Raw genomic sequence first — 13,583 nt, 5'->3', positions numbered from 1 at the left:
GAGAAGCATGAGCGAGTTCGAGGATACCGCCTTCGGAGCGGGACAGAACCACATCTTTCTGGGTGCAGCCCATGAAGACAACGAGCGCAGAACCTGGATGGTGATTGCGCTGTGCAGCGCGATGATGGTGGCCGAGATAGTCGGTGGCGGTCTTTTCGGGTCGCTCGCGCTCGTCGCGGACGGCCTGCACATGTCGACACACGCCGGCGCGATGCTGATTGCCGCGCTCGCGTACACGTACGCCCGCAGGCATGCGGGCGATCCCCGCTTCGTATTCGGCACCGGCAAGCTGGGAGATCTCGCGGGATTCACCAGCGCCATCGTGCTCGCCATGATCGCCCTGCTCATTGCGTACGAAGCCCTATCGCGCTTTCTCTCGCCGGTGCCCATCCACTTCGGTCAGGCCATCCCTATCGCCGTGCTTGGCCTGCTGGTCAATCTCGCGAGTGTCTGGCTGCTGAGCGGCAACCATCATGGCCACAGCCATGGACATGGGCACGGCCATGAACACGGTCATGAGGAAGAGGTGCACCGCATCGTCGGTAGCGCTGGCGTTTTTGCCTTGTCGGTTTTCGAGGACGGTGTTCCACCCGTTTTCCGCATTACGCCCGACATGACTTCCTCGAAACTGAACGCCGATACTGTTTCGGTTACGACGATCCGCCCTAACGGCGCGCATCAGACCTTCGCATTTGCCGATTGCGGCGGCTATCTGGAGTCGAAGGATGACATTCCCGAGCCGCACGCGTTCAGGGCCGTTGTCCGTCTGCCCGATGGTGAACATCAGATCGAATTCGAGGAACACGGGCACGATCACGACGACGCGCAGACGGCCGCGAACCGTGACCACAACATTCGATCGGCCCACATTCACGTCATTGCCGACGCTGCGGTCTCCGTACTGGCGATCATCGGCCTATTGCTGGCGCGTGCGTTTGGCTGGGTCTGGATGGACCCGCTCGCGGGCGTGATTGGCGCACTGGTGATTGCGAACTGGTCGCGGGGCTTGATGCGCGATACGGGCGGCATCCTGCTCGACATGAATCTGGACAGGCGCATGGCTGAGAACGTCCGTCATGTCATCGAAGACAACGGCGATACTGTGCTCGACCTCCATGTATGGCGCGTCGGTCCGGGGCACATGAGTGCAATCGTATCGGTGGCCACCCGGGAAGCGCAACGTAACCCAAGCTTCTACCGCGCGGCGCTCAAGCGCTTCAAGGGACTGTCGCATCTCACCATAGAAGTGAATCCTGCACGCGCCGCCGCCTGAACGATGGCATTCAGATCGCCTTGCATCGAAGTCTGTGCGTTCGATGGCAAAACCGGGCTTTGCGTCGGCTGCTATCGAACCCGTGACGAAATCCGCGGCTGGAAGAAGATGACGGACCATCGGCGCCATCAGATCCTCAATGAGAAGACCCGTCGACAGGCGAAGGTGGCGCGTGAGACGCCGAAACTTTCAGCACCGGACTGAAGGTTTCGAGCGCCCCATTTCATTGATCGTTCAGTGCCGCCGCCCATCACGACGACCATCCTGCCGAATGTTCGGGGCCTCACTGCGGAGCCATGATCCTCAGCACCGGATTGCCGTCCACACTTTTGAGCGGAAACCAGGACCGATGCGTCTGCGGATCGACAGCCACAACATGCGCGTTCGCGCCCGACCCTGCCATCGCCGATCTTCGACACGCCGGACGTGCCCACGTTGAATATCGACACCACGCCCGCCTCGCCGGCCACGTACGCCATGTGCAATGCGGAATCGAACGCGAGTACATCCGGATCGCCGCCCACGTCGAACGCGCCGATAACCTTCATCCCTCGCATGTCGAACACCACCAGGCGATCGTTGTCCTCACAGGCAATCAATGCGAGTCGCGATTCCGGGATGATCAACAGCCCATGATTGCCTTTCGCCCCCGGCAGGTCGGTACGGGAAACGATCGTATTAGTGGCCGGGTCGATTTCCACCAGCTGGCGTCGCGTTTGCACGTTGACGAAGACGTGTCGCGAAACCGGATCAAATTGCGAACTGCCAACCTCTCCGCCCATCGGAATCGTCGCGACACGCCGGTTGCCCGGAACATCGATCACCGTCTCGGTCTCTCCTGTTTCATCTGAAACGTAGAGCCTGCGCGCATCGGGCGCGTACGCCATGCCGTCCGGATAGACGCCGCCGGGCACTCGGGCGGTGATCTTCAGCGTGCGCTCGTCGATCGCGACAACCTCGTTCGCGCCGGTCGCCGACGCATACACGCGGGACAGTTCAGGCACGACAAGAACACCGTGCACGGTGGAGATTCCGGGTATGCGCGCGACGATGCGCGACACGAGCGAGTCAAATACGACAACTTCGCTGTCCCCCAGATGCGCGATGAACAGCAGATGCCTGCCAGGGTCGTAGCTTTCATAGTCGAATCGTGACGCATGTCCTGGCAGCGGCACATCCTCGATGTACTTCAGTGGCAGAGTGCCGGTTACTACGTCATCCGCTTCATGCGCCTCACAACCGGCACCGCTCGCTGCCACATCCTCTCTTCACCAGCGGATAGCATGGCAGGAATCTGTTCCATTATGGTTTCTTTGCTCACGGCTGCGGCCACCTCACTGAAATCAAATCCCGCTGACCTTCCACCTCCTGGATGAGCGCAACGCCCGCATTCCCGTGAGTGCCGACGGCTTACGTGAAACATGAGCGGGAGTGCCACATCGCGTTTGTACGTATGTTCAACGAAAGCATTCAATTCTAGTATTTGGATACAGAGTACGGTGCTCCGTACTCAAAAATAATTCAGAATTTCCCAAACACTTTGTATTTATCGCAAGAAAGACACGTGATGGAGACGCGATGAACATGCCAGACTTCCTGACAAGACACTCGGCAAGCGCAACGCTCGACGAACCATTTCTTATCGGCGAGACCGGATTTTCTTTCGGCCGAAGTCAACGGCCCACGCCTTCCCTGGCACAGTGGACGGATGGCGAAATCCCGGAAACCGCTCGCGAAGTCCTGCAGGCCCAGAGCGGATTCAGCGGTTTCACCGGTCTCATCCGGGTAGCAACCGAGTTGGACACTTTCGGCGTCCCTCACGCGGAGTGGGTGCTTGGGAAGACATCGCTGGGACTACTTTCAATGGTGGTCCGCGACGCAAGCCACTGCGCAGAGCACCGATTACGTGACGACGTGGCCTTCGCCATCGCCGAGGCGAAGCGTTATTGTGCCGTTGCCGCTATTGTCTTCGTGCAACAAGGACGCAATGATGCGACTCGCTGCCACGACGCATTGAGAGCCGCATTCGACGTGGAGGTTGTGGAGGCCGATGTCCTCTACAAGAGCGGCCTCACATCCGACATACCTGTCTGGTTTGCCAGCCTTTCATTCCGTCAGGTATAACCGGACGGTAGCGGATACCAGCACCATCCCGGCCCTGGCGGTTCCGCGCCGGAATTCGAGCGCGGACCGCAATCCAGCCCCATTTCATCCCGGCCGGAGCCGTTCGTCATCTGGCAAGATGATCATGCACCGCCCGAGTTCGGGTTATTTGACTTCGCGCATGCCCGCGCGTCTTCGCACACTTCTCCCACGCTGGTAAGCTTGCGGTATTCTGTATCCACAGTACCCGTTGCCATGCCAGCAAAACTTCTGAAACTTCAGGCTCGTACAGATTACGTCGACGAGGTCTACCGTGTTCTTCTCGACGCCATCAGCGAGGGCTCCATCGCCCCTGGGACACGCATTGTCCAGGAGGAAATCGCGGAGCAACTGGCAGTCTCCCGATCGCCGGTCCTGCAGGCATTCCGGCTGCTGAAGAAGGATGGACTGGTGGAGGACGCTCCTGGCCGGGGACTTCAGGTGACACCGCTGGACGCGGAGCGGATCGGCCACCTCTACGAACTACGCGGCGCGCTCGATAGCCTTGCCGCCCGCCTCGCAGCCAGGAAGCAGATCAAGCTGGACAAGACGCTCATCGCGACCGGCAGGAAGCTATCAAAGGGCTCGGATATAAAGGCAATGATCGAGTCCGATATGGCGTTCCACCTCGCCATTTACGCCGCCTCGGGCAATCCGCTCATTGTCGAGAATGCACGCCTGCATTGGATGCACCTGCGGCGCGTCATGGGCGCGGTTCATCAGGTTGCCGGCCAGCGCAAGACGGTCTGGGACGAACATGCCGCAATTGCAGATGCCATTGCAAAAGGCGATGAAGAGCTTGCGGCAAAACTCAGCGTCCAGCACACGGAATTTGCCCGAGAGAATCTGGTCCAGCACATGAGCGAGGCGGTCACCTAAGCTGAGTGCTCCCCGACGCGATAGGCCGATCAAGCACAGCGAACGCACCTGCCTCTAGCGCTGCCGGCCGGCAGCGATGCTCCGGCCGGCTTGTCTGCTGCGATAGTTACTTAGAGTTGGAGTTAACGAGAGTCGGTGGAACGAGAAGTACCATCGCGCCGCCGACCAACAGGCTGACGGAGAGCACCAGCACGCCCGCACCCGCGGAGCCCGTTGTGTTTTTGATTACCCCAATCAGAGACGGGCTGACCACGCCTGAGATACTGCCGACCGAATTTGCCAACGCGAGGCCGGCCGCTGCGGCGGCACCCCCCAGGAAGGCCGGTGGCAACACCCAGAATTGGGAAATCGTCGTCATCACGCCCATCGTTCCAATCGTCAGGCCAATCATTGCGAGAACAGTCGAGTGGGCGAATGAGACGCTCATCGCGAGTCCAAACGCACCTACCAGGCCCGGCACAATCAGGTGCCAGCGTCGCTCGCCGGTGCGGTCAGAGCTTTGGCTGACCACTATCATGGCAATGGCACCCGCCGCATACGGAATAGCCGAGAGCAAACCGACGTTGAGCGGATCGGAGACCCCGCTCGACTTGATCAGCGTCGGGAGCCAGAAGCTCACACCGTAGAGCCCCATCGTGTAGAAGAAATAGATGCCGCTGACGAGAAGAATCTTCGGATTCAGCAGGCCATCCAGTGCGGAGTGCAGCGCGTCTTTCGGTGCTTCGTCCCGCAATTTTCTCTCGATTGCCGCCTTCTGGCTTTCGCTAAGCCAGTTTGCGTCCTGAACCTTGTCGTCGAGATAAAAGAATGCGATGACACCGAGGATGACGGTCGGTATGCCTTCAAGCAGAAAGAGCCATTGCCATCCCGCTATCCCGTGTACGCCGCCGAGCTGGGTCATGAGCCAACCCGAAAGAGGCCCGCCAATGACACCTGACATCGGAATGCCCGTCATGAACAGCGCCGTCACCTTGGAGCGCCTCGAGGAGGGGAACCAGTACGTCAGGTAAAGAACGATCGCCGGAAAGAATCCCGCTTCGGCGACGCCAAGAAGAAACCGCATGATATAAAACTCGACCGGCGTCCTGACGAACATCATGCAGGCCGAAATAATGCCCCATGTCACCATGATTCGCGCGATCCAGCGCCGTGGGCCGACGCGCAGAAGCAGCAGATTGCTCGGAACCTCGAACAAAAGGTAGCCGATGAAGAACACACTTGCTCCGAATCCGTAGATGGCCTCGTTGAGGCCCAGGTCGTTGAGCATCTGCAGTTTGGCAAATGCAACATTGATTCGGTCCAGATATGCCGCCAAGTAGCATAGAAAGAGGAATGGCACGAGCCGCATGGTTGCTTTCGCAAATGCGGATGACTCGCCACCTTCCATATACGCGGCTGGGCTGTGGGAACTCATGGTTGTCTCCTTGGGGGCCTTGCTTCCTCGGCGGGCGCACTATGTGCTTTGTCTCCGCCGCAATGGAGACCTCCGAAAAGGAACAACTCGATGTTCCTTCGGAGGTCGAGAGTTCGCTAAACGCCAGTTAGTCGAACATGTCGTGCTGCGTCGCGAGAAGGTCGTTCCAGATAGTCTGGAAATGGAGCCAGCCGATGTAGTCGCTACCGACGTGCTCGCGACTGTAGCGAGCGCGCTCAGGCGCCACCTCTTTGGGCGTGACGCCGGTGGCTTCGATCATCAACTGTTGCCGGCAGCAGCGCTCCAGGGCGATGAACCAGAAAGCCGCCGAGTCGATGCTGTGGCGGCTCGCGGTGAGCAGGCCGTGATTCTGGTGAATCGCGGCCTTGACGCCGGCGAAAGCGTTCGCGACCTTGTTGCCGCCCTTTACTTCGACCGCAACCTTGCCCGCCTCGTCACCAATAACCACGTGGTCCTCGTAGAAGGCGGCCGCATCCTGCGAGATGGGAGCGAGGGGCTTGCCGAGCGATGCGAACGCGGTGCCGTACACCGTGTGCGCGTGGCACATGGCGACGATATCCGGATGCTGCTCGTGCACCGCCGCGTGCAGGACGAAGCCGGCACGATTGATGGCGTACTCGCCCTCCACGACCGTGCCCTCGTGATCGGCGCAGATGAGATTCGAGACCTTGACCTGCGCGAAGTGAACGGCCATCGGATTCGTCCAGTAGAGGCTCGGATTGCCCGGATCGCGTACGGTGAGGTGCCCGGCAAACCCGTAATCGAAGCCTTGAATAGCGAATGCGCGGCAGGCGGCCACGAGTCGTTCCTTGAGATGCTGACGGTGTTCTTCCACCGTCTTGAACGTGGGAAGATCCGGAAAAATCAGCCTCTCCTGGTCAGGTTGATAAATCGAAACCTTTCCGGGTTTCACGATCGAATCGGTCGGCTGTTCGGCGACGGTGGACATGGTCATTCTCCTTCTACAAGATGGGGTGACGAAAACTTGAAGCGAATTGATTTCATTTTTTCAACTACTGTTTCTGTCCCTGGAAACAGGAACCGGTACCGATATCGTCAGCTTTGATGGAACAGTTGACAAACAATGGCTGTTCATACAACCATGAATCACGTTCATGCATGGAGACGGATGTGAGGCGACTTCCAAATTTCGTACTGCTTAGAGCATTCGAAGCAACTGCCCGGCTAAAGAGCTTCACACGTGCGGCAGAAGAACTTCATCTCACTCAATCCGCAATCAGCCACCAGGTTCGCGAACTGGAGGACTACTTCGGCCGCCGACTATTGGCGAGACGCAACCGCACGGTGGAAGCGACGCCGGAGGGACTGCGCCTCCAGCAAAGCCTCGGTCGCGTATTCGACGTCATCGAAGCTGCCTGCAACGAGGTGAGCCTCGCACCCACTGCCCAGGTGCTCGCACTACATAGCGCGCCCAGCTTTGCTGCCAAATGGCTCGGCCCGCGTTTGCTGGAGTTCATGCGTGACAATCCTGACATCACAATCCGGCTCTCGTCGGGCGCGACGCCCATCGATCTCGGCAGGGACCGGGAGATCGATGTGGCGATCTCCTACGGTCACGCCGTCCAAAGGACCGGCATCATGACGCTCCCGATGGGCGAGGAACGTATCGCGCCCATGTGCTCGCCGTCATTGCTTCGCACCGACGTCGAGCCGCGTGCATTGATACAGGAACTCACGCTTATCGACTCCCAACTCAGCGGTATTACATGGTCCGACTGGTTCCGGCACAACGACATGGATCTCCCGAATCGGGCCCGCCCCTCATTCGACCGTGCAGCGCTCGTCCTTTCGGCGGCGGTTGACGGAATGGGCGTTGCACTCGAAACCACACGACTCGCCGAGCGCGAACTCTCCCGTGGAGACCTGGTCATCGTGGGCGAAAGCGCGTTCGTCAAACTTAGCCGTGAGACACATTTCCTCTCCTATCGCGAAAACGAGCATGAAGTCGATAAGGTCAAACGCTTCAGACTCTGGCTTTTCTATGCAGCCGGCCTGGAGCACTCATCGGTTGCGGACTAACCTGGGCACTGGGCTCGCAACGCCCAATGCTCTCTAAACCCGACTCAAACGGGCAGAGCTTTGACCCACTCGCCTGGCGCCCCTTCCTCGCTATCCGTTCCCAGAACGGCGGTAAGTTCGGCAACGAGATGCTCGTGGGCACGTTGAGTATGGAACTCGGAATATTCAACTGCCGCCGCGGATTTCCCAGCCTCAATGGCTTCGGCAATCGCCTCGTGTTCATCCCAGATCGACGCTCGCTGACCAGACGCCTGAAGCATTGCGCCCATGACCCTTCGCAGATGGACCCAATGAATGCGCGCCGTTTCAGCGATTAATGGATTGCCAGACGCCGCGTAGACAGCAAAGTGAAACTCCATGTCGGCGTCAATCATCGCTCTGATATCTGTATTCAGAGACGCCTGACGCCCTCGAGTAATGAGTGCGGGGGCCAACCTGGCGCGCCTGTTGGCGGCGAGCTTTGCCGCCAGGGCATCCAGTGTTCCGCGTATTTCGTAGAGATTGCTGAGCCACTGCAAGTCCAGCGGGGCAACCAGGACGCCTCGGCCTGGCGCGTCCTGAACCAGCCCATCCTTCTTCAATAACCGCAGCGCCTGAAGCACGGGAGAACGAGAGACCGAAAGCTGCTCCGCGATTTCATCCTGAGTCAGACGGGTACCGGGTTCCAGCGAGCCTTCACAGATGGCGTCCACGAGTACCTTATAGACTTCTTCGACGTAGTCAGTTCGAGATGGAATCTGAATCAACTTCGATGTCATATGCTTGCATCCCCACTGCGACGGGAAGGGCCGCGCGAACCATCGATAACATCCAACGTCGCGCAACTCGTCCGTCCTTAGTTCCTGGAGCGGTCTACCAATGCGTGCCTGCTAATCCACGGCATCATGGCCCGCAACTGCGCGCCCACGGTTTCAATGGGATGCGCGGCGACGAGACGGCGGCGCGATTGAAGCGTCGGTGCGCCGGCCCGGTTCTCGAGGATGAAGCTCTTCGCGTACTCGCCGGTCTGGATGTCGCGGAGAACCTCCTTCATGGCTTGCCGGGTCGCGTCCGTCACGATTCGCGGGCCGGTCACGTATTCGCCATACTCCGCGTTGTTCGAAATGCCGTAGTTCATGTTCGCAATGCCGCCTTCGTAGATGAGATCCACGATGAGCTTGACTTCATGAAGGCACTCGAAGTACGCCATTTCCGGCGCGTAACCGGCTTCTACCAGCGTCTCGAAACCGGCCTTGATGAGATCGACCAGACCTCCGCACAGGACGGCCTGTTCGCCAAAGAGGTCGGTCTCGGTTTCTTCGAGGAAACTCGTTTCAATGACGCCCGCGCGGCCGCCACCGTTTGCGGCGGCATAGGCGAGTGCGATATCGCGCGCGCTTCCGGACGGGTTTTGCGCGACCGCGATGAGATGCGGCACGCCGCCGCCGGCGACATAGGTGCTGCGTACCGTATGGCCCGGCGCCTTCGGCGCGACCATCATCACATCGAGATCCGCGCGCGGAGCGACCTGGCCATAGTGGATGTTGAACCCGTGGGCGAAGCCGAGGACCGCGCCGTTACGCGCGTTCGGCTCGACTTCGTTACGGTACACGTCGGCGATCTGCTCGTCGGGGAGGAGCATCATGATGATGTCGGCTTCCTTGACGGCGTCGGCGATATTCCGCACCTTCAAGCCCGCTTTCTCGGCTTTTTCCCATGACGGGCCTTTGCGCAGCCCGACGCTGACATCGATGCCGCTGTCCTTCAGGTTCAGCGCGTGAGCGTGCCCCTGCGAGCCGTAGCCGATGACGGCGACACTGCGGCTCTTGAGAAGGGAGAGGTCGGCATCTTTATCGTAGAAGACTTTCATACTCATTCCGGTTGTTTGCAGCAATGGTGCTGAAGCGTGAGGCGTGCCGATAAACCGGCCGCGACACGGTGCAGGCTTAATTCGAAAAGAACGGCTCAGAGGTCGAGAACCAGCGTTTTGCCGGCGGGCCTCGATACGCAGGTCGTCAGGTACTCCCGGCGCTCCTCGTCGCTGAGGATGAAGTCGTTATGCTCGACCTCGCCTTCGAGATACCTGACCTTGCAGGTGGCGCACAGCCCCGCGCAGCATGACGTCGCAATTGCGACGCCTGCTTCGTTGAGGGCGTCGGCGAGCGTGTGTTCCGGCTTGAGCAGAATGACCTGGCCGGTACTCGCGATCGTCACTTCGCATCCGCTGGCGTGTTCGGTATCGCCCGGCGCGCGCTTCGGCTGCTCCGGCGCCTTGAAGTGCTCGAAGTGCACGGAGCCCTTCGGCCAATGACTCGCCGCATCCGCGCAAGCGGCCATGAATCCGCTGGGTCCGCAGTAGTACACATGCGTTCCCGAGGCCGGTTGCGCGAGAAGCTTTCCGATGTCGAACTGATTGCTCTGCACGCCGTTGTCGAAGTGATAGTGCAGCTTTCCTGCCTGGTGCATGTCGTCGAATTCCTGGCCGAACGCCGCGGCTTCGGGACTGCGCGCGCAGTAATGCATTTCGAAGTCGACGCCACGGCCTTCGAGTTCGTGCGCCATGGCTTTCAGGGGCGTCACGCCGATACCGCCGGCAATGAGAATGACCCTTGTGGCGTCACGCGTGAGCGCGAAGTGATTCCGGGGTGCGCTGATGGTGACGACGTCACCCGCGCAGAGCCCTTCGTGCACGGCGCGTGACCCGCCTCGGCCGTTCTCGTCCTTGAGCACGGCAATGACATAACGGTGGCGTTCCGTTGAAGAATTGCACAGGGAATACTGCCGGATGACGCCGTTCTTCAGGTGGATATCGATGTGCGCGCCGGCGTCGAATGGCGGCAGTTGCTTGCCGGACGGGCTCGTCAACTCGTACGAGTTGATGCCTTTGCCTTCGTAGCGAATCTGCGTGATCCTGACGTCGAGGGTTCCCGTGCCGATATCCTGGACGGCCTCTTCTGCTTCCAGTACGGTTTCCATTTCCTATCCTTGCGAGGCGAACGACGGGCATTCGCCGAAGCTCTGCCGGGCGGACGCGGACACCGACGTGCCCGCGCCACGGTGACTTAGCGTTTGAGCGATTGCTCGAGTTCGTCGAACTTGCCCCGCACGAATTCGGCGCGCTCCTGCCCCTTCATGGAATCGCTCTGGGTCAGGATCTCGACAACCGACTTCAGTACCTTGCGGCGGCGGACCACTTCGTCTTCGACGGTTTCGCCTTCCGCGATTTCGAAGACGTTGCCCGAGCAATAACTGTTGGGCATGCCCGCGAGTTCGCGGAGCCAGTCGGCGAAACCCTGGGCCGACGAGGCCGGATTCGTCCCGCGCACCGCATCTCTTAGCATCTTGCGGAACTGGTAGAGACCAGCGTCGAAGCGCGTCGGATGCTCCAGCGCATGCACGGCGATGGGGCGTTGGCTGATGATGGCTTCGTAGTCGCCCGGCGCGTACTGCGCTTCCTTATAGTTGGCGCGTTCGCGATGGTTCGGCGGAATCGGCGGCATATCTTCGAGCTTGTACTTGCCGAAGCGCTCCGGACGGCGCATCGCAACCTGGCCTTCCAGGAAGTCGATGGTTTCGTAGCCGACCATCTCCTTGTTGCCGATGCCGCGTGTGTCGATGCCGGGGCCCATGACGCGCCAGCCAATCATCTTGCTGTTTTCGTCATCGACCGGCACGGTCCAGCGGATGATGTGGAAACGGCTGAAGAGCTTCTTCTTCGAACCGTCTTCCGAGGTGTAAGCGTGCAGACTGAGGTTCGGCAGCACCTGGTGCTGCACACGCACGAAGAGCTTGTCCTTATCGACACGGCGTGCGCCCGCACAGGCGAGACTGCGGCCGCCTTGCACCGGGACGAAGTTCATGTCGGGCGCGACCTCCATCGATGCGGCGCCGACCTCGTCGAACGTCGTGCCCTGGAAGTTGCCATCGACGACGTTCTTGCCGGCATGCAGCGCGGTCGGATGATAGTTGTCCGCCGCATTGTCCTGGACCTGCAGCCAGTTGCAGTGCTGGAAGTTGCTGTACGGGACGAGTTCGTCGCCTTCCATCACAGTAAAGTCGCTTTCCCACTCGGGGAACGGCGGCTCGTCTTCCGGCGGCCCCATATAGGCGAAGACAAGACCGTTACGCTCGACCGCCTTGTATGCGCCCTGACGAATCGAGCAGGCGAACTTTTCGGCTTCCTTTTCTTCGCCCTTGGGAAACGGGACGTGGAGGCACGTTCCGTCGACATCGAACACCATGCCGTGATAGCAGCACATGATGCCGTGCTCCTGGATCGCCCCGTATTCGAGCGAGGCGCCCCGGTGCACGCAGTGCGCGTGCAGCACGCCGACCCGGCCGCTCTTGTCCCGGAAGGCAACGAGTTCCTCGTTGAGAATTTTCAGGAACCGGGGAGTATCGGTCAGTTCCATCGACATGCAGACCGGGTGCCAGAAGCGGCGCATGAATTCGCCCGTCGGCGTGCCAGGACCTGTTTCGGTGAGTTCGGGGTCGTGATCCGGCACCTTGTTCGTGTAGTACCCGCCATAGGGAATCAGCTTCCTCGCGACTGGCGCCGCCCCCCCCGTGCTCTTTTGCTCGTCCAGCTTGTCCGATTTGACACTCATGTCTTGCCTCCAACGATTGATAGGGACCGATTTTTAGTCTTGATCATTCAGGATACTGATTTCTGTGCTCTGAACTCTGTATCCAAAGATTAAGCGTCTATGGCTCCCTTGTCTCTATGGGTTAACGCCAATCCGCCGCCGTCGGCTTGCCCAAATCAGCCGGGGGCTTCCGGTACAAAAGCTATTCACAGCGTTGCCCCAGAAACTATGAATAACCAAAGCTTCGCAGTTCCTCCCGTCGAACCCGTGCCCTGACCTCTGCCCGCCACCCGGTTTCCTGCCCTGTCCCGCGACCGTAGCCGGGGGCGGGCCGGCATCAAGGGGCGAGGGACCGTGTTGCCCGCACCATCCCTCGCCTCTTTCCTTGACACCGCCCCGCCCCCGGCTCCCTGGGTCGCACGGGCAGGAAACAGGGCGTCAGGCAAAAGCAGAAGCCAACCCCGAGTTCCACCGGGAAGGTTTCCCGCGTAAGCGCCAGGGCCATCCCACAGCCCGTACTTCAACCCTCTAGCTGTGGAGATAATCATGCAACTCACTTCCTCTTTCCGTTACGGTTCCCCGATGCTTCGGGCCGACGCGCCCCTGTCGGACGACCAGATTCTGCGCGTCGCCCCGTCCATCTTCGCGGACGGCAAGCACGCAAGCCGCTCGGAACGCTATACCTACATTCCCACCATCGACGTGCTGCACGGCCTGCGCAACGAAGGTTTCCAGCCGTTCATGATCTGTCAGACCCGCGTGCGCGATCAGAGCAGACGCGAATACACGAAGCACATGCTTCGCCTGCGCCACGCCGACCAGATCAACGGCGACGAAGCCAACGAAATCGTCCTCCTGAACTCGCACGACGGCACCAGCAGTTACCAGATGCTCGCGGGCGTGCTGCGCTTCGTCTGCCAGAACGGCATGGTCGCGGGCGAGAACGTTGCCGATATCCGCGTGCCACACAAGGGCAACATCGTGCAGAACGTCATCAACGGCGCATTCGATGTGCTCGACGGCTTCGACCTGATCCGCGAACAGAAGGACGCCATGCGCGACGTGACGCTCGATCGCGACGAACAGCAGGCGTTCGCCCGCTCCGCGCTCGCCCTGCGCTATGACCCGACCGACGCAGAGGCACCGGCCCCCATCACCGAAAACCAGTTGCTCGCTCCGCGTCGCTTCGAGGATCGCCGCGACGACCTCTGGACGGTCTTTAACCGCGTGCAGGAAAACCTCACCAAAG

At 60.1% G+C, this 13,583-nt stretch carries 12 protein-coding genes and 1 pseudogene; 6 read left to right on the top strand and 7 right to left on the bottom strand.

The window, feature by feature from the left end; genetic code table 11:
- The first annotated feature begins 7 nt into the window (after nucleotides 1–7).
- A complete protein-coding gene (gene dmeF / locus GXB81_RS19655) occupies nucleotides 8–1,273 on the top strand; it encodes a CDF family Co(II)/Ni(II) efflux transporter DmeF (protein WP_205990111.1) in 1,266 nt (421 codons plus the stop codon).
- A 3-nt stretch (nucleotides 1,274–1,276) separates the two neighbouring features.
- Nucleotides 1,277–1,477, top strand: a complete 201-nt coding sequence (locus GXB81_RS19650; RefSeq protein ID WP_205990110.1) for a DUF1289 domain-containing protein — start codon at nucleotides 1,277–1,279, stop codon at nucleotides 1,475–1,477.
- Between the two features lie 79 nt (nucleotides 1,478–1,556).
- Here the strand turns inward: GXB81_RS19650 and GXB81_RS19645 are convergent.
- A pseudogene (locus tag GXB81_RS19645) lies at nucleotides 1,557–2,532 on the bottom strand (YncE family protein).
- A 319-nt stretch (nucleotides 2,533–2,851) separates the two neighbouring features.
- On the opposite strand from GXB81_RS19645, the gene GXB81_RS19640 reads away from it, so the two are divergent.
- Together GXB81_RS19640 and GXB81_RS19635 are read left to right on the top strand one after the other, a co-directional pair.
- Nucleotides 2,852–3,397, top strand: coding sequence for a hypothetical protein (locus GXB81_RS19640; protein ID WP_205990109.1), 546 nt, complete (start codon nucleotides 2,852–2,854; stop codon nucleotides 3,395–3,397).
- A 234-nt stretch (nucleotides 3,398–3,631) separates the two neighbouring features.
- On the top strand, nucleotides 3,632–4,294 hold the full coding sequence (locus GXB81_RS19635; protein ID WP_205990108.1) for a GntR family transcriptional regulator: 663 nt from the start codon (nucleotides 3,632–3,634) through the stop codon (nucleotides 4,292–4,294).
- A gap of 106 nt (nucleotides 4,295–4,400) precedes the next feature.
- Here the strand turns inward: GXB81_RS19635 and GXB81_RS19630 are convergent, their stop codons facing one another.
- Nucleotides 4,401–5,708, bottom strand: coding sequence for an MFS transporter (locus GXB81_RS19630; RefSeq protein WP_205990107.1), 1,308 nt, complete (start codon nucleotides 5,706–5,708; stop codon nucleotides 4,401–4,403).
- 127 nt (nucleotides 5,709–5,835) lie between these two features.
- Nucleotides 5,836–6,678, bottom strand: a complete 843-nt coding sequence (locus tag GXB81_RS19625; protein WP_205990106.1) for a class II aldolase/adducin family protein — start codon at nucleotides 6,676–6,678, stop codon at nucleotides 5,836–5,838.
- Between the two features lie 170 nt (nucleotides 6,679–6,848).
- On the opposite strand from GXB81_RS19625, the gene GXB81_RS19620 reads away from it, so the two are divergent.
- The gene (locus tag GXB81_RS19620) at nucleotides 6,849–7,769 is read left to right on the top strand and encodes a LysR substrate-binding domain-containing protein (protein WP_205990105.1); all 921 of its coding nucleotides are present in this window, start codon (nucleotides 6,849–6,851) and stop codon (nucleotides 7,767–7,769) included.
- A gap of 44 nt (nucleotides 7,770–7,813) precedes the next feature.
- Here the strand turns inward: GXB81_RS19620 and GXB81_RS19615 are convergent, their stop codons facing one another.
- From GXB81_RS19615 to GXB81_RS19600, 4 genes are all read right to left on the bottom strand, one after another.
- A complete protein-coding gene (locus tag GXB81_RS19615) occupies nucleotides 7,814–8,527 on the bottom strand; it encodes a GntR family transcriptional regulator (protein WP_205990104.1) in 714 nt (237 codons plus the stop codon).
- Nucleotides 8,528–8,604: 77 nt separating this feature from the next.
- Complete coding sequence (ilvC, locus tag GXB81_RS19610; RefSeq protein ID WP_205990103.1) at nucleotides 8,605–9,618, bottom strand: ketol-acid reductoisomerase; 1,014 nt, start codon at nucleotides 9,616–9,618, stop codon at nucleotides 8,605–8,607.
- A 95-nt stretch (nucleotides 9,619–9,713) separates the two neighbouring features.
- A complete protein-coding gene (locus GXB81_RS19605) occupies nucleotides 9,714–10,724 on the bottom strand; it encodes a PDR/VanB family oxidoreductase (protein ID WP_205990102.1) in 1,011 nt (336 codons plus the stop codon).
- A gap of 86 nt (nucleotides 10,725–10,810) precedes the next feature.
- Nucleotides 10,811–12,355, bottom strand: a complete 1,545-nt coding sequence (locus tag GXB81_RS19600) for a Rieske 2Fe-2S domain-containing protein (RefSeq protein WP_205990101.1) — start codon at nucleotides 12,353–12,355, stop codon at nucleotides 10,811–10,813.
- Nucleotides 12,356–12,880: 525 nt separating this feature from the next.
- Between GXB81_RS19600 and GXB81_RS19595 the strand changes: the two genes are divergently transcribed.
- The coding region (locus tag GXB81_RS19595; RefSeq protein ID WP_205990100.1) for a DUF932 domain-containing protein at nucleotides 12,881–13,583 on the top strand (703 nt) is incomplete at its 3' end.

This window comes from Paraburkholderia sp. Ac-20336, from assembly GCF_017105025.1.
Taxonomy (GTDB): Bacteria; Pseudomonadota; Gammaproteobacteria; order Burkholderiales; family Burkholderiaceae; genus Paraburkholderia.
Note: the sequence above shows the minus strand (reverse complement) of the source record. Positions and strands in the feature narration are given on the sequence as shown.